Source organism: Vibrio splendidus, assembly GCF_001557875.1.
Taxonomy (GTDB): Bacteria; Pseudomonadota; Gammaproteobacteria; order Enterobacterales; family Vibrionaceae; genus Vibrio; species Vibrio splendidus_F.
Genome location: NZ_LNRF01000003.1, coordinates 405,101 through 425,920, shown reverse-complemented (window position 1 = coordinate 425,920; position 20,820 = coordinate 405,101). Strand labels below are relative to the sequence as shown.

17 protein-coding genes and 1 pseudogene are annotated in these 20,820 nt (G+C 45.4%); 4 read left to right on the top strand and 14 right to left on the bottom strand.

Translation table 11 applies throughout. The features are described from left to right. Window positions 1-623 (top strand): annotated as a pseudogene (locus tag ATB74_RS11340) (iron-containing alcohol dehydrogenase); the annotation flags it as partial. Between the two features lie 188 nt (window positions 624-811). Here the strand turns inward: ATB74_RS11340 and ATB74_RS11335 are convergent. The 3 genes from ATB74_RS11335 to sodB all read right to left on the bottom strand — a co-directional run bounded on the left by ATB74_RS11335 (window position 812) and on the right by sodB (window position 3,109). Beyond that, complete coding sequence (locus ATB74_RS11335) at window positions 812-1,495, bottom strand: SDR family oxidoreductase (RefSeq protein ID WP_060982273.1); 684 nt, start codon at window positions 1,493-1,495, stop codon at window positions 812-814. Window positions 1,496-1,773: 278 nt separating this feature from the next. After that, window positions 1,774-2,277 (bottom strand): VC2046/SO_2500 family protein, encoded by a 504-nt coding sequence (locus ATB74_RS11330; protein ID WP_279626280.1) that lies wholly within the window; start codon window positions 2,275-2,277, stop codon window positions 1,774-1,776. A gap of 247 nt (window positions 2,278-2,524) precedes the next feature. Continuing rightward, window positions 2,525-3,109 (bottom strand): superoxide dismutase [Fe], encoded by a 585-nt coding sequence (gene sodB / locus ATB74_RS11325; protein WP_060982275.1) that lies wholly within the window; start codon window positions 3,107-3,109, stop codon window positions 2,525-2,527. A 269-nt stretch (window positions 3,110-3,378) separates the two neighbouring features. Between sodB and ATB74_RS11320 the strand changes: the two genes are divergently transcribed. Further along, window positions 3,379-3,717 carry a Grx4 family monothiol glutaredoxin gene (locus ATB74_RS11320; protein ID WP_004741702.1) on the top strand — a complete coding sequence of 113 codons (339 nt, stop codon included), beginning with the start codon at window positions 3,379-3,381 and terminating at the stop codon, window positions 3,715-3,717. Window positions 3,718-3,815: 98 nt separating this feature from the next. Next, on the top strand, window positions 3,816-4,445 hold the full coding sequence (locus tag ATB74_RS11315; protein ID WP_060982276.1) for a DsbA family protein: 630 nt from the start codon (window positions 3,816-3,818) through the stop codon (window positions 4,443-4,445). Between the two features lie 39 nt (window positions 4,446-4,484). Here ATB74_RS11315 and ATB74_RS11310 read toward each other — a convergent pair whose 3' ends face one another. From ATB74_RS11310 to rnt, 4 genes are all read right to left on the bottom strand, one after another. Next, the gene (locus ATB74_RS11310) at window positions 4,485-8,843 is read right to left on the bottom strand and encodes a transporter substrate-binding domain-containing protein (RefSeq protein ID WP_061018554.1); all 4,359 of its coding nucleotides are present in this window, start codon (window positions 8,841-8,843) and stop codon (window positions 4,485-4,487) included. Window positions 8,844-8,889: 46 nt separating this feature from the next. Continuing rightward, complete coding sequence (locus ATB74_RS11305) at window positions 8,890-10,233, bottom strand: response regulator (protein ID WP_060982278.1); 1,344 nt, start codon at window positions 10,231-10,233, stop codon at window positions 8,890-8,892. A gap of 272 nt (window positions 10,234-10,505) precedes the next feature. Next, window positions 10,506-11,831 (bottom strand): Na+/H+ antiporter family protein, encoded by a 1,326-nt coding sequence (locus ATB74_RS11300; protein WP_061018551.1) that lies wholly within the window; start codon window positions 11,829-11,831, stop codon window positions 10,506-10,508. A 65-nt stretch (window positions 11,832-11,896) separates the two neighbouring features. Then, window positions 11,897-12,541 carry a ribonuclease T gene (rnt, locus tag ATB74_RS11295; protein ID WP_017061178.1) on the bottom strand — a complete coding sequence of 215 codons (645 nt, stop codon included), beginning with the start codon at window positions 12,539-12,541 and terminating at the stop codon, window positions 11,897-11,899. A gap of 188 nt (window positions 12,542-12,729) precedes the next feature. Here rnt and motY point away from each other — a divergent pair, with 188 nt between their 5' ends. Continuing rightward, complete coding sequence (motY, locus tag ATB74_RS11290) at window positions 12,730-13,611, top strand: flagellar protein MotY (protein ID WP_060982279.1); 882 nt, start codon at window positions 12,730-12,732, stop codon at window positions 13,609-13,611. 102 nt (window positions 13,612-13,713) lie between these two features. Here the strand turns inward: motY and ATB74_RS11285 are convergent, their stop codons facing one another. The 7 genes from ATB74_RS11285 to rsxC form a co-directional block, all read right to left on the bottom strand. Next, window positions 13,714-14,148, bottom strand: coding sequence for a DUF2753 domain-containing protein (locus tag ATB74_RS11285; protein WP_061018549.1), 435 nt, complete (start codon window positions 14,146-14,148; stop codon window positions 13,714-13,716). Window positions 14,149-14,350: 202 nt separating this feature from the next. Beyond that, complete coding sequence (gene gloA, locus ATB74_RS11280; RefSeq protein WP_019822356.1) at window positions 14,351-14,767, bottom strand: lactoylglutathione lyase; 417 nt, start codon at window positions 14,765-14,767, stop codon at window positions 14,351-14,353. 113 nt (window positions 14,768-14,880) lie between these two features. Continuing rightward, window positions 14,881-15,516, bottom strand: a complete 636-nt coding sequence (gene nth / locus ATB74_RS11275) for an endonuclease III (protein ID WP_060982280.1) — start codon at window positions 15,514-15,516, stop codon at window positions 14,881-14,883. Between the two features lie 178 nt (window positions 15,517-15,694). Then, window positions 15,695-16,387: an electron transport complex subunit E gene (locus ATB74_RS11270; RefSeq protein ID WP_012603531.1), complete on the bottom strand. Its 693-nt coding sequence runs from the start codon at window positions 16,385-16,387 to the stop codon at window positions 15,695-15,697. Next, on the bottom strand, window positions 16,387-17,016 hold the full coding sequence (rsxG, locus tag ATB74_RS11265) for an electron transport complex subunit RsxG (protein WP_061018547.1): 630 nt from the start codon (window positions 17,014-17,016) through the stop codon (window positions 16,387-16,389). The genes ATB74_RS11270 and rsxG overlap by 1 nt, the downstream gene beginning before the upstream one ends. Window positions 17,017-17,029: 13 nt before the next feature. Next, the gene (gene rsxD / locus ATB74_RS11260; protein ID WP_061018545.1) at window positions 17,030-18,076 is read right to left on the bottom strand and encodes an electron transport complex subunit RsxD; all 1,047 of its coding nucleotides are present in this window, start codon (window positions 18,074-18,076) and stop codon (window positions 17,030-17,032) included. Further along, window positions 18,076-20,814, bottom strand: coding sequence for an electron transport complex subunit RsxC (gene rsxC, locus ATB74_RS11255; RefSeq protein ID WP_061018543.1), 2,739 nt, complete (start codon window positions 20,812-20,814; stop codon window positions 18,076-18,078). The genes rsxD and rsxC overlap by 1 nt, the downstream gene beginning before the upstream one ends. Window positions 20,815-20,820: the final 6 nt, after the last annotated feature.

Here is a 20,820-nt window from a genome sequence, read left to right as displayed (position 1 = left end):
ACCCAATCGCTCGTGAGAAAGTACACAACGCAGCAACTATCGCTGGTGTAGCATTTGCGAACGCATTCCTAGGTGTGTGTCACTCAATGGCTCACAAAATTGGTGCTGAGTTCCACCTACCACACGGTCTTGCTAACGCACTACTTATCTCAAACGTTGTACGTTACAACGCGAACGATAACCCAACTAAGCAGACTGCATTCTCTCAGTACGACCGTCCACAAGCACGTCGTCGTTACGCTGAAGTTGCTGACCACCTAGGCCTAAGCCAAGCTGGTGACCGTACTGCTCAGAAGATTGAACGTCTACTGACTTGGTTAGAAGAGCTTAAGAAAGACCTAGACATCCCACTATCTATCCAAGCTGCGGGTGTTAACGAGTCTGACTTCATCGCTAAACTAGACGAGCTAGCTGTTGAAGCGTTCGATGACCAGTGTACAGGTGCTAACCCACGTTACCCTCTAATCACTGAGCTAAAAGAAGTTCTAACAACTTCTTACTTCGGCCAACCATACGTTGAAGGCGAAACTTTCGAAGGTACTACAGTTATCCTTAAGAAAGCAGACCAAAAGCCAGCTGAAGCGAAAGCGCCAAAAGCTAAAAAAGAAAAAGCTAACGCATAATAAGTAAGCATTAGTTTGAGATAAGTTTTCGCTAGCACGATACTTATCTATCGGGAAAAGATGAAAGCCCCAGTCGAGAGACTGGGGCTTTTTTTATGTTTGCTGGCTAGTCTGCGGACTTTGAAAGGCTAAAGTGATACGACTTAATGATAAATGAACTGCGCACATTTACTTGAAGTAGGGGAGGACTAAACCTCAGCAGCCACAACTCGCCCACTAAAGTAATCATTAGAGACAATGTATTCTGTTGTTCTGGTTAGTTCATCCTGCAGTTGAGCCCAATGGCATCGGTTGAGTTTACCGTCAGGGTTATGAACTGCGGGCACAACACCACCGACTCGAATACCAAATGGAGTTAGTTCTTTCGCCCAACTATGGGTAAAGCCGGTAATCATGGAGTTTGCGCTCTCTAAGCCTGACACATCATGGAAGTCATCGTGAGATATCACATTCACAATCACGCCTTCTTTATCTTCTTCTCGTAGCCTCTCTGCACTGATTTGTCCAAATGCGAAAAGGGTCGATGCCTTAGATGAGAGGTCATTAATAAAGGTACTAACAGGCTGATCACCAATTAGGCTAGGCATAGGGGAGCTGATCCAGTTATTGACCAGTACATCCGGTGTGGTATTGAAGGTCGATTGAATAAAATCAAATACGCTGAGAATCGCTTGGCTGTCATTTCCTTTGAGCGTGTAATGGTAAACAGAATCGGAGAATCGAGTACATTGCGAATAAGTTGCTTGAAGTGCTTCTGTGTCTTTATCGCAAAGGATGACTGTGGCTCCAAGGTTAACAAAGTGGTTCGCAATCGTTCCTCCCAGTCGCGAGCCGGCAGATGTCACCAATATGATTGAGCTTTTTATTTCCATCCCAGTACCTAAACAAATTGTCCATGTCGGATAAGGATGGGTTAAATTTCATACGATGGGTGTGAATTGGTTCAAACTAAGCTGTACCCATTAATAAGTTTTTATGAACTTAGTGGCAAGTCACATTTTGCAGTAACTTCAAGCGGTAACCAACATCTGGTGTTTTTAGGTTGCCTAAGGCTGGTGGTTCATATCACTCGTGTGAATGCTTTTAAGGGCGTGAGTTAATCGAAGAATAGCGGTGGATAGACAGCGAAAAAGGGAAAGGTAAGTGACCGCTATACTTGAGCTTGAATTTGATACTGACGTTGCGCTGTTGTTAGCCCATTGTAGAGCGTGGCGTGTGGTAAATCAGGTAAATGCTTGTTTGCAAGTTTACGTCGGTCATGGCCAGAAAGGTTTTGGTAAACTTCTTCGGGTAAGTCAGCCGTATCTTCAGGCATAAAGGCAAGCGCTTCAGGTTTCAAATAGTGGATGAGCTTGGCACTGGCAAGGCTTGCTTGATGAAAATGATTAGATTGCTGAGCTGAAATCTCATACGACGATTGGTTCGAACGCAGTTGCTGTGGTTCTGCTACGCCAAATTGCTTGCGTAGGCGATCTTCAGTTGTCTCTGTGATTTCAAGGGAGTCTATCGGCGTGCAATCACGAACATCATTAGAGAACATAGATAGCAGCAACGCGAAATCTGCACGGCGACCTTGCTCAACCGCTTGGCTGATCCCGATGCCGAACTTCAGTTCGTTGATGATTCCTGCTTTGTCTAAAGTATGTATTTGCATGTCGCCTCTCATTGGATACACCTTTAACGGCATCGAGTCGGCAAACTTTAGTCTTTAATTACGGGCGAATAGAGAATTTATGCAGGGCGGCTGAGAAAGGTAAAAATAGGTTGAAAAGTAGGCTTGATCGGATAATTCGTTACGCAATGTTCACATTGATTAGAATACGGCAGAAACAAAAAAGCTCACGCCAAGGCATGAGCTTTCAATAGGTAACTCGCTATAAATAGCGCAGCTTAGTAATAGATTACTTAGCTAGGTTCTCTTCTACGAAAGACCAGTTTACTAGGTTCCAGAATGCAGCCATGTAGTCAGGGCGAACATTGCGGAAATCGATGTAGTAAGCGTGTTCCCATAGGTCAACAGTTAGAAGTGGAGTAACACCTTCTTCTGTTAGAGGAGTAGCAGCGTTAGAAGTGTTAACGATGTCTAGAGAACCGTCAGCTTTCTTAACTAACCAAGTCCAAGAAGAACCAAAGTTGTTAATTGCTGAATCAGTGAATTTCGCTTTGAATTCTTCGAAAGAACCGAATGCAGTGTTAATAGCTTCTGCAACAGCGCCAGTTGGTTCGCCGCCTGCTTTAGGAGCAAGACAGTGCCAGTAGAACGTGTGGTTCCAGATTTGAGCAGCGTTATTGAAAACACCACCAGTAGAAGTCTTAACGATCTCTTCTAGTGTTTTGCCTTCAAACTCAGTACCTGGGATAAGACCGTTTAGCTTAACAACGTAAGTGTTGTGGTGCTTACCGTGGTGGAAATCTAGCGTTTCTGCTGAGATGTGTGGTTCTAGCGCGTCTTTCGCGTAAGGAAGAGCCGGTAGTTCAAATGCCATTGCTCAATTCTCCATTGATATGAAAGAGTTAACTCTTTCGATTGCTTCCAGTGATATTATTATTCATGGCTCGCTATACTGCCAACCATGGTCAATTTGCTGACTTGCGATATAGTTTAGCAAGTTTTTACTTTATTAAAAGCTTATTTCATTACTTTTGTGTGAATTGTTAGCTTAGCTTGTTAACCGCTTTTTTTATATGGTTTTTATTCTTTTAGTTTGGGGTAGAATAAAGGCAATAAAAGCCGTAATCCATTAACGAGGAAGCAATGGAAACTATCGATAAAATCAAACAGCAAATTGAAGAAAACACTATTCTACTGTACATGAAAGGTTCTCCTAAGCTACCTAGCTGTGGTTTCTCTTCTCAAGCGTCTCAAGCTCTAATGGCATGTGGCGAAAAATTTGCTTACGTAGATATCCTACAAAACCCTGATATTCGTGCAGAGCTTCCTGCTTACGCACAGTGGCCAACTTTCCCACAACTTTGGGTTGAAGGTGAGCTAATCGGTGGCTGTGACATCATTCTTGAGATGTTCCAAAAAGGCGAACTTCAGCCAATAATCAAAGAAGCAGCGGCTAAAGTTGCTGGCGATGACGCTGAATAAGTTCTAGCCTTTGCGCTGAATAGTTAAAATGAGGGGCCTTAATCAGGCTCCTTTTTTGTTTGAATTGATCGAATCATTGACTCGATAAGGAATGAACAATGAACGTAAAACTTCATTATGTGCATGATCCAATGTGCAGCTGGTGTTGGGGATATAAGCCAACACTTGAGTTATTGAAACAACAATTGCCTGCGAGCATTGAGTTTAACTATATAGTGGGTGGTTTGGCCCCGGATTCTGATGAGCCAATGTCAGAAGAGATGAAAGGTAAGCTACAAGAGATTTGGAAGCAGATCGAAGCTAAACTGGGTACTGAGTTTAATCATGAGTTTTGGACTGAGTGCCAACCTGTTCGCAGTACTTATCCTGCGTGCCGTGCCGTGATTGCCGCAGGCTTTCAGGACCACTACGAAGCGATGCTTGAAGCGATTCAACATGCTTACTACCTTCGTGCGATGCTGCCTCATAGCCAAGATACGCATTTGCAGTTGGCTCAAGAGCTAGGCATGAATGTTCAACAGTTTGAAAATGACCTTTCTAGCAAGTTATTGGAAAGTGAATTAGATGACCAGTTAGGCTTTAAAGAAGCGATGGGTGTGTTTTCTTACCCGACGTTAATGCTGGAAGTGAATGGCATTTTTAGTGAAGTTGAATTGGATTACCATTCAACTGAAGCGACGCTTAAGTCTATTCGCGAAATTCTTGTGAGTAATGCTCCCGCTGCGTAATTCAGCGAGAGTTGTCTGCGTTGCAATGATTTCTAAGGCTTACTCATAAGAGTAAGCCTTTTCTTTTGTCTGACGTAGTTGGTTTATTTCCTCAGTAAATCGTTCAAATGTCGAATTCACTTCCTCGATTGACGCTTCAATTTTTGATTGGACTTGCTCTAGGTTAATAGCTTCGATGACCAGATCGTTTGACTGTGCCTCAATATTGGCTAGCGGCGAGGCAATCGCGCCACATGCCACCATTTTCGCTGCGCCTTTAAGTCGGTGTGCTGCGGTTTTTAGTTCCTTGTATTCTTTACTCGCCCAATATGTTTTTATCCGTTCACTATCTTCAATAAAGCTTGCGGAAAACTCATCGAGCAAGGTCATCACCACATCGTGATCTTCAAATAGATCGTAGAGCGCATCGTAGTCGATAACCTGATGGTTAGTACGGTTGAACGAGTCTTGAGGGCTAGCAGGAGTAACGTCTTGGCTAGGCTCTGATTGGTTACTGTTCTCTACTTCCGCAAAGCTCTGTTCAATGCCTTGGAACAGCATCGAAAACTCATTGGCTTCTTGATCCGCAGGTAAAGAGTCTGACGAAGAGCTTGTATCCTGACTGTGTGAATCTGGTTTTTCTGAATCAGAAATATCGTATTCAGGTGTTGGGACGGAATCGTTTATTGTGGGCAACCACTTCTCAATGGTCAGCTTCATTTGCTTAATGGACACAGGCTTAACTAAGAAGTCATCCATGCCGTAAGCATAGCAGTTAGCATCCTCACCTTGTACGGCATTTGCCGTTAATGCGACGATAGGCAACCTTCGAGTTTCTTGATCAAGTTCTTCGTTGCGTAGTTCTATCTGACGAATGCTTGAAGCGAGCGTATAGCCATCCATCTCAGGCATATGGCAATCGGTGAGAAGCAGCCCATAACGCTTATCTTTTAAGGCACTAAGTGCGAGTACTCCGTTATCGACAATATCGGCGTGGACACCAATACTTTCGAGCTGCTTGGCAATCACTTGTTGGTTGATGGGATGATCTTCAGCGACCAGAATCAGCCTGCCATTACTCTCAGCTTGTTCGCGAGTCTCTTTAGCGATAGGCACTTTAGTTTCGCTGTCTAGTGGCGAGATTAGATTGTCGTGACTGACTGGTTTCGTCAGTACATGCACAAGGTTATCGGGCAGCAGAGGGTTAACAGACAAGCACCAAGAGTTACCTAAAGGCTCTGGTGAGAGCATTGGGTTTTGGTTGATCACAGTGAAGCGTGTTGAGCTCGTGTGTTGCTGAATCCAAGCATCGGTAATCGCCAGTTGTTGCCACACAGACATCGCAACAAAGATGTGTTTGGGCTGATGTTTGACGACCATCTCTTTAAGTAGGTGTTTTTGATTTATGTGCAGAACCTTTGGCTCAAGGTCGAAGTGTTTCAGATATCGACATAGCTCTTCTTGTTGCAGAACGTAGCCGACAATATATACCTCGTGTGAGTGATTACCTACATTTAGTCCAATAGGATTCTCAGCCTCCGAAGTGTAATTCAGCGTTTGTGATAGAGCCAAAGCGTTGCTAACTGTATCTTGAGGAGGACAAGTCGGGATGGTAATAGTAACCGTAAAGTGGCTGCCTTTTCCTTCTTCACTTGACAGCCCTATGTTGCCATCCATCTGTTCAATCAACTTCAATGCGATAGACAGCCCAAGCCCTGTGCCACCAAAGCGGCGGCTGGTGGTTTTGTCGGCTTGTTCAAAAGGCTTGAATAAACTTTGTTGTCTATCTTTTGGGATGCCAATACCCGTGTCTGAAACTGTGAGGTTAATTTTCTGCTGATGTTCGTTCTGTTCAATCACATCAACATGTAACGAAATTGTCCCGTGTTCAGTGAACTTAATCGCATTGTTAAGGAAGTTGTTGAGAATCTGATGGATCCGTATGTCGTCTGCGAACAACCACTGAGCGAGATTTGGGTCTTGCCAATAGTGAAAGGCTAATCCTTTTTGCTGTGCATGAATGGATTGCGGTTGCACGATACGCGCGAGTACTTTTCCAAGCTCAATCTCGGTCGGGTTAAGTTCTAGTTTACCTGCTTCAATTTTGGAGTAATCGAGTACGTCATTGACGATGTGCAGTAGGTTACGAGCCGACTGATTCAATCCACCGTGTAAGTTCAGTAACTCTTCACTCAGCTGATGTTCCTGCATTAACTCTAATAGCCCCAAGATTCCACTGATCGGGGTGCGAACCTCGTGGCTAATGGTCGCTAAGAATTGTGATTTAGCAGCCGTCGCACTTTCTGCTTTTTGACGTGCGTTATCTAAAGCTTGCTGTTGTTTTTTCAGTAAGGTGATGTCTGTGATCACAGTGTTCCACTCAATGAGTTGGCCGCTCGATACTTGGCTATTAAATTTCACCCATTTCACTTCACCGGACTCTAACTGAACTTGCTGTTCATTTTCCCAATGCCCGGATTCAATCGCATCGAGCATACTGGTTTCAAATGGTGGTAAGTCATCCTTCGAGATAAGCTCAAAAAGACGTTGAGGGTACTCTTTTACGCTATCAACAGATAAGCCGAACATATCGCTTACACCTGCACTGACAAAGCTAAATCGGATATCTAAAGGCTGCAGAGGGTGTGTTTGAATATGTTTAAGCACAACCCCATCAATGTTGTCGGCCAGCGTTTGTAAATGGGCTTCTGCTGCTTTTGCTCTCTGCTCAGCGACTTTTCGTTGCTCGATTTCAGCCGCCATTTTTCGGTTCCAAAATACGATCACGAAAAGGACCACAAAGATCCCAAGTCCAATGATTGCAGACCATTTAGCAACTTCACGTGGCGACAAGCCTTCTTGGTATTCGTAGGTTAGCCACTTGTTTTCCAAGCGCTCTAATTCATTGGCAGGTAGCGCACTAATGGCCTTATTGAGAATGCTCAGCAACATGGGGTGGCGGAAGTTAACCGCGAGAGCCAGCGGTGCGCTGTTTTGTTCGTTGATGGTGCCGGTGATTTTAAATTGCCCAACATAGTCTTGGTGCAATTGAGGGGCTGCTCGATGAAGCGAGACGAGCGCGAAACTGATCTCATCTTTTTGTAATGCTTGGAAGGCGCTGACATGATTAATGTAAGGGACGGCTTGGCAAGTCAGGCAGAGAGAAGGTAGTACCGTTGTACCTCCAGAATTTTCGATCACAGCAATGGCTTCGGTTCCACTTGGCGTAAAGTTACCTAATCGATCTGAGCGACTTAATAACACCCAAGGCTCAAGGCTGTAGGTTTGAGTGAAGTCCATGTATCTAGCTTTATCTGTGGTTGGTGTGATATTGGTCAGCATCATTGTCTCGCCGCGATTGAAGGCGACCTCTGCAGACTCTGGTGTTTGGTAAATGGTGCTTTCGAATGATACGCCAAGCACATTGCCTATTAGTTTTAATACATCAGCAGATAGCCCTGAGTGTTGCTGTTGCTCGTTAGCAAAATCGTAAGGGTACCAGTTGGCGAGTGTGCCAACTGGGATGTTAGGGTTGCTATCTAGCCAGTTCTTTTCGTCTTGGGTTAAGTTCAGTGTTCCGTAATCTAGCAACATAGAGTGTTGAGAGGGAGCAAGCCATTGGTTGTAAATTGACTGCAATGAATCTTCCTTGATGTCTTCTAAAGCGAAATTGATTCGGCTGAGTAATTTGTGTTTTCCTTTTTTGACTGCAAAGTGCAAGTGATCAGCGGGTAGGTCGGGAAGTACCGATAATGTCAGTGAGTCTCGAGGCTGTTCACGTAGCAGCGCAGAAAGGGCAAGCGCATCGCCAATGTAAGCATCGACGCTATTCTCTTGTACCGCAGTGAAGGCGGCCTGTGTGCTGTCTAATGTTGTAATTCGACTCTCAGGAAGCAGACTAGGAAGAAGATCATTGAGCGCAAATCCTTTCTCCAATGCTAGGTTGGCGGTTGCTAGTTCACCTAAATCGTTTATTTTTTGATTTTGAGTAATCACAGCTCGTCTAATGGAGAACATCGGCTCACTAAAGGTCATGTATTCTTGGCGTTCTTTGGTTGAAGAGACACCGACTAGCAGATCCAATTCGCCTCTTTCAAATGCATTGAGCACGGCGCTAAAGGTTGGATACAGCTCAACTTGATATTTGAAGCCTACATTGGCCGAGACTTGATCCAACATACTGATCAACAACCCTTCGGATACGAGGTTTCCAGAGGGGGTCTTATGTTGATAGCTGTAAGGAACCATGTCGTATGAAGGCAGACCAACGCGCAAAACCACCTGGTTAGTTGATGCGGATTCGTTGGGATTTTGTGGTGTATTGTCAGCGAAAGTGTGTAGCGGCCACATCAACACCGAAAGGCAACTCAATAAAAAGGCGACACACCACGTTTTCGTTTTTGAAGCATTGTGCTGCATAAAGACATCCTGTCGTTTACGTACTCATTTGGGTTTGACGGCATGCTCAACTAACGGCGGCTAGCGGGGCTTTGGTTAGTGTGGGTAATGCAAAATTGTCTGCTTGCTGCAAAGCCATGCGTTGCAAAAGGGCGAGGCTGGTGTGGTCGGCTTTAAGATAAACCTCAATTTGACGTTTAATTTGTTCGAGTTTGTCGTGTAGACCTAAGGCTTGATAACACAATGCCAATAAGAAGAAGGCTTCGACATCATTGTCTGAGAACTCATTCATCGAAATGCTCTCGATACGCTCTTTTGCAACCTCTTGTTGATCGAGTTGAATGAGCTGCAAAGTACGGCAAAGCTTCAATAGTGGTTTATTGAGCGTATGCGATTTTTCGGAGTGAGAGAGCCTTTGCCAAGCTGCTTCTGGCTTCCAGATTGCTAACTCTTTTTGAGAGAGGGTTAAACTGTCTACCCACAAGATAAGTGCTCGCTTACCTGCTGAATCCCAAATCGAATGGGGGAGTAATTGGGCTAGCGATTTGAGGTACAGAGTCGCTTGTTCGACATTGTTATCGAGCAGTTGAAGCCAAACCATGGTGTTGGTCAGTTCGATGTTGCTGCCATTGACGGTGAGCACTTGCTCAATGAGAGTGTTGGCTGACTCGAAGTCGCTGGTATTTAAGCAAATCTTAACCTTAAGCTGTTGTAGCTTGATATTGCGAGGGTTGTCTTCAATCAGGCCATCTATTTGACTGAGGGCGTCGTGATAATGATGTTTGGCGATATGGATTTCAACGAGCTTGATCTTTGCAGGCTGGTAATCATGAAGCTGCAACAGTCCATTCAACATGGCTTGTGCTTCATCGAGGTGTTGGTTTTTTATCAGAATATTCGCCATATAGATAATGGCATCTTTCAATGTCGACGGGTCAGGTGCTTGTCCAAAGAGTGGCTTTACCGCGTTGAGTCCGTTCTTGAGATAGGCCTGCTCTAATATTGAAAAGTATTGTTGTCGAGAGAGTGCCGACGTAACTCTTTTTATTATGTCATCGGCACGTATTGGTTTAATCAGGTAACCATCAGGCTCGAAATTAGCATAACCAAAGAAGGTATCTTGGCTGTCATTACCAGTGACGATAAAGACAATCGTTTGTGGCTTGATCAATTCTTTTTGCTGCAAAAATTCAAGCAGTTGTAAGCCATTACTTCCTGAGCCTAAATCGTGGTCAATCAATAAGATATCGAACCGATGTGTGCGGCAAGCCCCAATCGCATTTTGTGCATTGGAAGCACTAATTACATTGTTATTTGGTACGCCTAACTTGATAAGCAGTGCGCGTGTTGCACTTTGAATCACACTGCTGTCATCAATGATGAGATAGCGCGAACGGGCGAGTATATCCATATAGTAGCCTTCTGACGTATTGAGCTTTGCCGCTTTTTCTATGAATTGGCGGCTTATTTATTAAACACTTAAGTGTAGAAGTGAATTTGATGAATAGCCATAAGTTGCATATCAGTGTGCACGGGGTAATGTATAGAAAGTGATTTTGGTTCAGAAGGTTAGCTTGTTTGAAAAGATAGGAAGGAAGAGTGGAATGAATCCCAGAGAAAAAAAGACCGCACAGGGCGGTCTTTATATAAGTCAGCGTAGGACTCTTTAACTACAGAATCTAATTACAGAACCATGGCTGCAATCCAACCGAATACGATCAGTGGGATGTTGTAGTGCAGGAATGTTGGAACTACAGTTTCCCAAACGTGCTCGTGTTGACCATCAGCATTTAGACCAGACGTTGGACCTAATGTTGAGTCAGAAGCCGGAGAGCCCGCATCACCAAGTGCTGCTGCTGTACCTACTAGAGCGATCGTTGCCATTGGCGAGAAACCAAAGGCTGCCGCTAGTGGAACGTAGATAGTCGCAAGGATTGGAATCGTAGAGAAAGAAGAACCGATACCCATCGTTACTAGTAGACCAACCACTAGCATAAGTAGCGCAGCTAGAGGCTTGTTGTCGCCGATGCTTGTTGAAAGTGCTTCAACCAGAGATTCAACGCCACCTGTTTGCTTCATAACTGCCGCGAAACCTGCCGCTGCAATCATGATGAAACCGATCATTGCCATCATGTGAACGCCCTTGGTGAAGACATCTTGTGTCTCTTTCCAAGCAATGACGCCACCGAAGGTAAATACCATGAAGCCCGCTAGAGCACCGATGATCATAGAGCCCGTCGATAGTTGAACTGTTAGCGCTGCTACGATACCCGCCGCTGCAACTAGGATGTGCTTCTTGTTGATCTCTTTCACTTCTGTTGAAACAACAGTGTGAGAGGTTTCTTTGTATTGACGAGGCTTACGGTAAGTAAAGAATACTGCCGTTAGCAAGCCGAAGATCATACCCGCAGCTGGTAGCAACATCGCCATTGGAACTTGGCTTGCTACTACGCTTTCAAGACCGTTGTCGTGAAGGTTTTTAAGCAGGATGTTGTTTAGGAAGATGCCACCAAAACCGATCGGTAACACCATGTAAGGCGTAATCAGACCAAAAGTAAGCACACACGCAACTAGACGACGGTCTAGGTTCATTTTTGCGAATACGCCTAGTAGAGGTGGGATTAAGATTGGGATGAAGGCGATATGTACAGGAATCACGTTTTGCGAAGACATGGTCACTAAGATCAACGACGCAAGGATGCCGTATTTAAGACCAGTCGATGCTGCACTGTTCTCTTTGCCGTGAATGCGTTTGATAACACTTTGAGCAAGGAGATCTGTGATACCAGAACGTGAGATAGCAACAGCGAATGTACCAAGCATAGCGTAGCTAAGTGCGATAGTTGCACCGCCACCTAATCCACTTTCGAAAGCCGCGACTGCATCGTTCAAGCCCATACCAGAGGCTACGCCACCGATAATTGCGCTGAACGTGAGAGCAACGACTACGTTTACGCGCATCAAAGCTAAAACAAGCATGATGCAAACTGAAATTACAACAGGATTCATATTATTCTCGGGATGTTGTGTTTTTTATGAAGGCAATACGAGTGAACGTTTACCGACTCTATTTTTTATTCTTCGTCAACAAGAGGCCAACCACCAAGGGCTTTCCATTTGTTTACAATGCCGCAAAATAACTCTGTGGTTTTTTGCGTATCATACAAAGCAGAGTGTGCTTCTTTGTTGTCAAATTCCATCCCTGCAGTGCGGCAAGCTTTAGCCAAAACGGTTTGACCGTAGGCAAGACCACTAAGAGCTGCAGTGTCAAAAGTAGCAAATGGATGGAAAGGGACGCGTTTAAGCTTACAGCGCTCACTTGCCGCATTAACGAAGTTCAAATCGAATGTAGCGTTGTGAGCAACCATGATTGCGCGACTGCAATCTGAAGCTTTTTGTTCTTTTCTCACTAGCTTGTAGATTTCTTTAAGGGCTTCTTGTTCCGACACAGCACCACGTAATGGGCTAAATGGGTCTTTAATTCCGTTAAAGTCTAATGCTGCCTGCTCTATATTTGCGCCTTCAAAAGGCTCAATGTGAAAATGAAGCGTTGATGCAGGGTGCAGATCTCCGTTCTCATCCATTTTTAATGTAATGGCACAGATTTCTAATAATGCATCGGTTTCAGCGTTAAACCCTGCGGTTTCCACGTCGATGACCACTGGAAAATAGCCGCGAAAGCGTTTTTTTAGGGTCAGAGCTTCGTTTTCTACAGTCATGTTAGCCCAAATAAGTGTGATTAAGGCTGCATTATTGCAGATAATAGCAGTGATAAAAACTAGGGAAGGGCAATAAATCACAAATTACCTAACCCATTGCGGCTTGATAATTGCATATTTAAACGTGAGAGAAAAATGCGGCAATTGGCTGCATTGTTAAACGAATTGCTTAAGAGATACTCCACTTTATGAAGAAACAACTCATAACAGGTTCAATGCTATTTTCGCTACTTGTGTCGTCATCGGTCATGGCACAAGAAAAGCGTTACGGAGCATCTCCTCAACAGTCGAAGTGGGAGATGGTGGCCAACACGCCACTAGAATGTCGCTTGGTTCACCCAATTCCAAACTTTGGTGATGCTGAGTTCTCATCTCGCGCGAGTAAAAAAATCATTTTGGACTTTGAGCTTAAAATGCGCCGCCCAATGGGTGCGACACGCAATGTAAGCTTGATTTCTATGCCGCCACCTTGGCGTCCGGGTGAAAGTGCTGATCGCATGACAACCATTAAGTTCTTCCAGCAATTTGACGGCTATGTCGGCGGTCAAACAGCTTGGGGCATCTTGAGTGAGTTGGAGAAAGGGCGTTATCCGACATTCAGCTACCAAGAGTGGCAGAGCCGAGATCAACGTATCGAAGTGTCGTTGTCATCGGTGTTGTTCCAAGAAAAATACAATGTGTTCAGTGATTGTGTTGCTAACCTGCTGCCTTACAGCTTTGAAGATATCTCTTTCACTATTTTGCATTACGACCGCAACAGCGATCAATTGAACAAGTCGTCGCGCAAAAGGCTGAGCCAGATCGCCGATTACGTTCGCTATAATCAAGACATCGACCTTGTGCTGGTGGCAACGTACACCGACTCTGTCGACAGCAAAGGCATTAGCCAAAACCTTTCAGAGCGTAGAGCGGAATCGTTAAGAGAGTACTTCAAATCTCTAGGCCTGCCAGAAGATCGTATTCAAGTACAAGGCTATGGTAAACGTCGCCCTATTGCAGACAATAACTCGCCAATTGGTAAAGACAAGAACCGACGCGTTGTGATCTCTTTAGGTAGAACGCAGGTTTAGCTCCAATAAAATTTAAAGCTCAAATTAGAAAGCCCGTCGTCATGACGGGCTTTTTATATCTGAATCAACAAACTATACGTTGCGTCTGCGAAAGAAACTTGCTTAGTTCAGGCGGAAACGAGTAATCATCTCACAGTTGGTCGCGGTATCGATCTTTTCCACCATAGAGGCAATTTTAGGGTTTGGGTGGCGTTTCATGAAATCGATCAGCGCTTTCTTACAGCAACCAATAGAATCGATAAAGCTAGAACATTGCGTGTTAGGGCACTGAGGGATCAGTGTGAGTACCTTTTCGGAAGCCAGTTGAAGGTATTTAAGCTCGTATTCAGTATCGCCAGCCCAACGCCAGAATTGAGCAAGGTTGTGGCAAGAAATTACCGAGATCAATAAGCGTTCATCGGCTTGAATATCGGTGCGTTCCGTAATTTCTTCACTTAAGTTCAAAGCCTGCTGATAATGAAGAATACTTCGTACAGGATCGTCGAGCTGCAATGCAGTATCGGCAAGTAACGTGTGTTTTTCCCATTCGCTAATCATTGTATTACCTCACTAATCAATAGGTGGTTAATTTAAATGATAATCATTATCATGTAAAGTTTCATCAGTGAGATTGTTAATAATAATTGGTAAAGAATATCGATTATGGGGGAGAGTGATAAAAAAGAAGCGAGCACAGTGCTCGCTTCTTTTTTTCATTTCATCAGGCATTCAAGCCGAATTTCGCAAAGAGGTTAAGGGGTTAACCTTCTAGACCGGCGCTTGCTTGTTTGTTCTGAATCAGCTCAATCATGTAGCCGTCAGGATCTTTAACGAATGCGATGTGCGTAGAGCCGCCTTTTACTGGGCCTGCTTCACGAGTCACGTTACCGCCTGCTGCTTTGATCGCGTCACATGTTGTGTAGATGTCATCAACACCGATAGCAACGTGGCCAAACGCAGAGCCAAGGTCATATTCCGTGGTGCCCCAGTTGTAAGTCAGTTCAATCACTGCGCCTTGAGATTCGTCGCCAAAGCCAACGAAAGCCAGTGTGTATTCGTACTCTTTGTTTTCGTTCTTACGTAATAGCTGCATGCCCATTACTTTTGTGTAGAACTCGATAGACTTATCTAGATCACCAACGCGTAGCATGGTGTGTAAAATACGACCGTTTGACATGATTTGCTCCTAGCTTTAACTATGTATACGTTTTTGTAATTCTTGCTTAATGCCGCTAGAAAAGTGCGACAGTGCTGCTTAGCCAGTAGGCTTGCGAGCTCTCTGTTATGAACCTAGACGTCCGTCTTCTCTTTGAACTCACATAGGTCTTCAATAATACAGCTGCCACAGCGTGGTTTACGTGCGACGCAGGTGTAACGTCCATGAAGAATGAGCCAGTGGTGGACATCCAGTTTGAATTCTTTTGGAATGACTTTGAGCAGTTTAGCTTCAACATCGTCGACCGTTTTGCCCATGGCTAGCTTAGTGCGGTTCGATACACGATAGATGTGTGTATCAACGGCAATGGTTGGCCAACCGAAAGCGGTGTTCAATACTACGTTGGCAGTCTTGCGGCCAACGCCAGGAAGAGCCTCCAGTGCAGCGCGATCTTCTGGCACTTCACCATTATGAAGATCAAGCAGCATGCGACACGTCTTAATGGTGTTCTCTGCTTTCGAATTAAACAGACCGATAGTCTTGATGTACTCTTTCAGGCCATCAACACCTAGGTCGTAAATTGCTTGCGGAGTATTGGCTACAGGGTACAGCTTATCCGTCGCCTTGTTCACGCTGACATCGGTTGCTTGTGCAGACAATAGAACCGCAATAAGCAGTTCGAATGGGCTGTTCCAGTTAAGCTCAGTCTCTGGCTTTGGATTGTTTTCTCTTAAACGCTCAAGTATTTCTACTCGTTTTACATTGTTCATAGCGACATTACTTTCAAATAGTTAGGGCTTGAGCTTCGGTATTCAAAGTATCCCAAAAGGCTCATGCTTTATCATCGGTTACGCGCTCTTATGAGCGTCATTATTATTTGTACTTGGTCAATCAAATTAGCTGCTGAGCGGTTGAGCTACTCAGCAGGTATTAAGCTACTGTAACTTATTAAGCATTGGTAACGCGAGCGCGTTCAATGACTGGTTTTTCTTGTTTAGGCTGTCTAGATTTTGCTTGGTTATCAATGATGTTTTTCAAAGCAATTAAGAAACCAACACCAATAAAGGCACCCGGTGGAAGCAGGGCTAACAAGAAGCTGTTATCAAATTGGAATATCTGGATTCGCAGCACCGAAGCCCAATCACCTAGGAGCAGGTCTGCGCCATCAAATAGGGTTCCGTTACCAATAATCTCACGCATCGCACCTAACACAACCAATACTGATGTCATGCCTAGACCCATCCAAAAACCATCTTGAGCCGCTGGTAGCACTTCATTTTTTGAAGCGAAGGCCTCTGCACGACCGATGATTATGCAGTTGGTTACGATCAGCGGGATAAATATACCCAAAGATAGGTAAAGCCCATAGGCGTATGCGTTCATCAGTAGTTGAACACACGTTACTAGCGATGCAATGATCATTACGAATACTGGGATACGCACTTCTTTTGGCACATGGTTACGAACCAAAGAAACAGAAACGTTTGAGCCGACCAGTACAAGTAAGGTAGCAATGCCGAGCCCAAGCGCGTTAGTGACTGTTGACGATACAGCCAGCAGTGGACATAACCCAAGAAGTTGCACTAGGGCGGGGTTATTGGCCCACATGCCATTTTTGATCAGTGTTTTATGGTCACTCATTATTCACCACCACAATTTAGAGGTTGAGCAAGCAATGCTTGGTTGTTTTGGTTAACGTACTGAACCGCTTGTTTGACAGATTTCACGACCGCTCTAGGAGTAATGGTCGCGCCAGTAAACTGGTCGAAGTCACCACCGTCTTTACGAACCTTCCAACGGTCAAGATTAGAATCCGTTACTTGTTTACCTGTAAACGAAAGAATCCAATCACTCACACGTAGATCAATCTTATCACCCAAACCTGGAGTTTCTTGGTGAGAAAGCACGCGAGTACCTAAAATAGTACCGTCGATATTCATTCCAACAATCACTTTAATCGCGCCATTGTAGCCATCTGGTGCAATCGCTTCGATCGCAATCGCGCTTGGTTCACCATTAAGTTTAGCGATGTAAGCTGGCATCGCTTGTTCAGTTCCAAGCTCTTCTGCTTGAACCAAAGTACAAGACGAAAACAGTTCGTTGTCGTGAAGATCGTGTGGGATCACTTGGTTAAGAACAGACAGTAACTGAGCTTGTTCTTGTTGTTTGATCTGATCTTTGGTCAGGTAGTGAGTTACCGCGACCAAACCTGTCGAAGCACACGCAAAAATCGCGAGTACAAGGCCGTTTTTCTTAATTGCATTTAGCATGGTATCCGCTCCCTTAGTGGCCGTATGTACGAGGTTTGGTGTAGTAGTCAATCAGTGGAACACACATATTGGCTAATAATACAGCAAACGCCACGCCATCAGGGAAGCCACCCCAACTGCGGATGATAAATACTAAACCACCGATCAGAGCACCAAACACTAAGCGACCTTTCACTGTTGTTGATGCTGAAACTGGATCGGTCGCAATGAAAAATGCGCCGAGCATAGTCGCACCAGACAATAGATGAATGGTCGGTGATGCGGTCTCACCGGGAGTAAACATCAAGAACACTAGGCTAAATAGGGTCAAGCTGCCCAGAAACGCTACTGGGATATGCCATTGAATCACGCGTTGCTTGATAAGCACCAAGCCACCAATAAGATAAGCAAGGTTTACCCATTCCCAACCCACGCCAGCTAACCAGCTAAATTGAGGTTGAGACAGAGCTTCAGAAGCCGTGTTGCCTGCCGTTAGTGCGGTTTTGAAGGCATCGAGTGGCGTCGCCATTGTGGTGCCATCAATACCTAAACGAGCTTGCTGTAGAGATAATCCTTCATTATTGAAACCTGTAAAGATCATCAAGAATGAGTCAACAAAGCTTGTTGCTTCAGCCGTTAAGCTAGCTGGTGCATTCCAACTGGTCATCTGAACTGGGAATGAGATCAGCAAAACAACGTAAGCGACCATCGCTGGGTTAAATGGGTTTTGCCCAAGGCCGCCGTATAGGTGCTTCGCAATAATAATCGCGAAGAACATGCCTATCACTAGAATCCACCATGGTGAGTGCGGAGGAATCGCGACACTCAGCAGCCAAGCAGTAACAACAGCGCTGTAATCACGTAATGCCATCACTGGCGGGCGTTTTCTTAACAGCATGACTGCCGCTTCAAAGGTAACCGCAAGTGCGATAGCAAATACTAACTGGATGAGCGTACCCCATCCGAAGAAGTAGGTTTGAGCTAGTAGACCTGGCAATGCACAAATAGCGACCCATTTCATGAGATCTGGGGTGCTTCTACGACTGTGTGCGTGCGGTGAGCTGGCGATAAAGAAGGCCACTACTCTTTCTCCTCATTGTTCTTTTTATCTTGCTCTTGCTGCGCTTTTCTTGCTTTAGCACGAGCAATTGCGGCAGCAACGGCTGCTTTCTTAGGATCGACGGGTTCTGATTGAGCATCTGCTTTAATTTCAGTTGCAGGTTCAGGTACGATTTCTTCAACTTCGACCTGGTTAACTTGCTGGGCTTTTTTCGCTTTAGCACGTGCGATAGCGGCAGCAACTGCAGCTTTCTTAGGATCGACAGCTTCTGGTTGAGTTTCAGCTACCACTTCGAGCACTGGCTCAGGAGCTTCTACTGTCTCAGCCTGTTTAGTTTGCTGTGCTTTCTTCGCCTTAGCGCGAGCAATGGCCGCAGCGACGGCATCTTTCTTAGCGTCGCCTGATTTTTCAACCGGAGTTTCAGAAGCTGATTCTGCTTGCTGTGCTTTCTTGGCCTTAGCGCGAGCAATGGCCGCAGCTACGGCATCTTTCTTAGCGTCGCCAGTACTTTCAGTTGGAGTTTCAGAAGCTGATTCGCCTTGTTGAGCTTTCTTGGCTTTAGCACGAGCAATGGCCGCAGCAACGGCGTCTTTCTTAGCGTCACCAGAGTTTTCAGCAGGAGTTTCAGAAGCTGATTCTGCTTGCTGTGCTTTCTTGGCCTTAGCGCGGGCTATAGCAGCAGCGACCGCGTCTTTCTTAGCGTCGCCAGTACTTTCAGTTGGAGTTTCAGAAGCTGATTCGGCTTGTTGAGCTTTCTTGGCTTTAGCACGAGCAATGGCCGCAGCAACGGCGTCTTTCTTAGCGTCACCAGAGTTTTCAGCAGGAGCGTCAGAAGCAGATTCCGCTTGCTGAGCTTTCTTCGCTTTAGCGCGCGCAATGGCTGCAGCAACTGCATCTTTCTTAGCATCACCAGTACTTTCAGCCGGAGCCTCAGTAGCTGATTCCGCTTGCTGAGCTTTCTTCGCTTTAGCGCGCGCAATGGCCGCAGCGACAGCATCTTTCTTGCCATCACCTGAGCTTTCTGCAGGAGTATCAGTTGCTGCTTGTTGTGCCTTGCGCTCTCTCGCTTGTCGTTTACGCTCTTCACGCAATTTCGACATTTCAGAGTTGTCTGGTTCAGCTCCATCCGCTTTCTGAGCCGCAGCTTGTTTCGCTTTTGCTTTCGCAATAGCGGCAGCAACCGCAGGTTTCACTGCTGGCTCTTCATTCGGAGCCTGATCCGCAGCAGCTTTTTGTGCTTTAACACGAGCAATCGCAGCAGCAATAGCATCATCGCCGCCAGATGTTTTCATATCTTTACGGCGGTTATCTGCGGCTTTCTTAAAGCGGTTTTCACGCTCGGCTTTGTCGCGCTCCATACGAGCGTTCTTCTCTTCAAAGCGAATCTTGGCGCGCTCTGCAGCAGCGGCTTCATCTTTTCGAGTTTTGATTTCAGCTTTTGCTTGGCGGTAGTACTGAACAAGAGGGATTTCACTTGGGCAGACAAACGCACAAGCACCACATTCAATACAGTCTTTAATATTCAGCTCTTCACACTTATCTAACTCGTTGGCTTTCGCATGCCATTGCAGCTGTTGAGGAAGTAGTGACGCAGGGCAAGCTTCAGCACACGCGCTGCAACGAATACATTCCATCTCGTAAGTGCTTGGTGAGATCTCACGACGCGTTGGCGCTAAAATACAGTTCGACGTTTTAGTAATTGGCACATTGGCGTGTGGCAAGGTAAAGCCCATCATAGGGCCGCCCAAAATCAAACGCGGCAGTTTTTTATCGGCTTTGTAGCCAAACTCTTCAAGTAACTCGCGTACAGGTGTTCCTAATAGCGCCCAAACGTTACGAGGTTGCTTAAAGGTTTTACCGGTTAATGTCACAACGCGGTTAACCACAGGTTCGCCGTCAATTACCGCTCGCTTAATCGAGTAAAGAGAGCCGACATTCTGAACCAAAACGCCAATGTCTGCAGGGATGCCGCCAGCCGGAACCTCTTTATTAGTAAGGATCTTGATCAGCTGTTTCTCACCACCAGAAGGGTATTTAGTTGGGATAACACGAATGACGATATCTTTGTCTTTCGCTGCAATCTCAAGTGCTTTTATCGCGTCTGGTTTGTTGTCTTCAATGCCGATAACCGTCAGCTTTGGTTGAAGAATGTGTTCAACCACTTCGATGCCTTTTAATACTTCGTCGGCATGTTCTTGAAGCAACTTGTCATCAGAGGTGATGTAAGGTTCACATTCCGCAGCATTGACGATCAAAATGTCGGTACGACCTAGGCCGGATTGAAGCTTCTTAGCCGTAGGGAAGCCTGCGCCGCCCATGCCTGAAATACCAGCTTGGCGAATAACGTCAAGCAGTTCGTCAGAAGTCTTTGTCGAAAAATCTTCAACCGGATTTTTTTCAATCCAAGTGTCTAAGCCATCAGGTTTAATAACCACGCACATTTCGCTCAAGCCTGAAGGGTGAGCGGTGGTTCGCGGTTCGATAGCGGTAATCATCCCCGATGTTGGTGCGTGTACAGGTAATGTAAAACCCGTATCTAAGGCAGTAAGCTGCTGACCTTTTAACACAGCGTCGCCAGCAGCAACTAATAGGTTACCCGGCTTACCGATGTGCTGTTTCACAGGAAGAACGATTTCTTCTGGAAGCCTTGCATGAACGATATCAGTAGTATTTGACTGTTTCTTGTTTTCAGCAGGGTGCACGCCGCCAGGGAAGTTCCAAATAGATCCGGTGCGAATTTGTTCAATTAAAGAGATCATACTAAC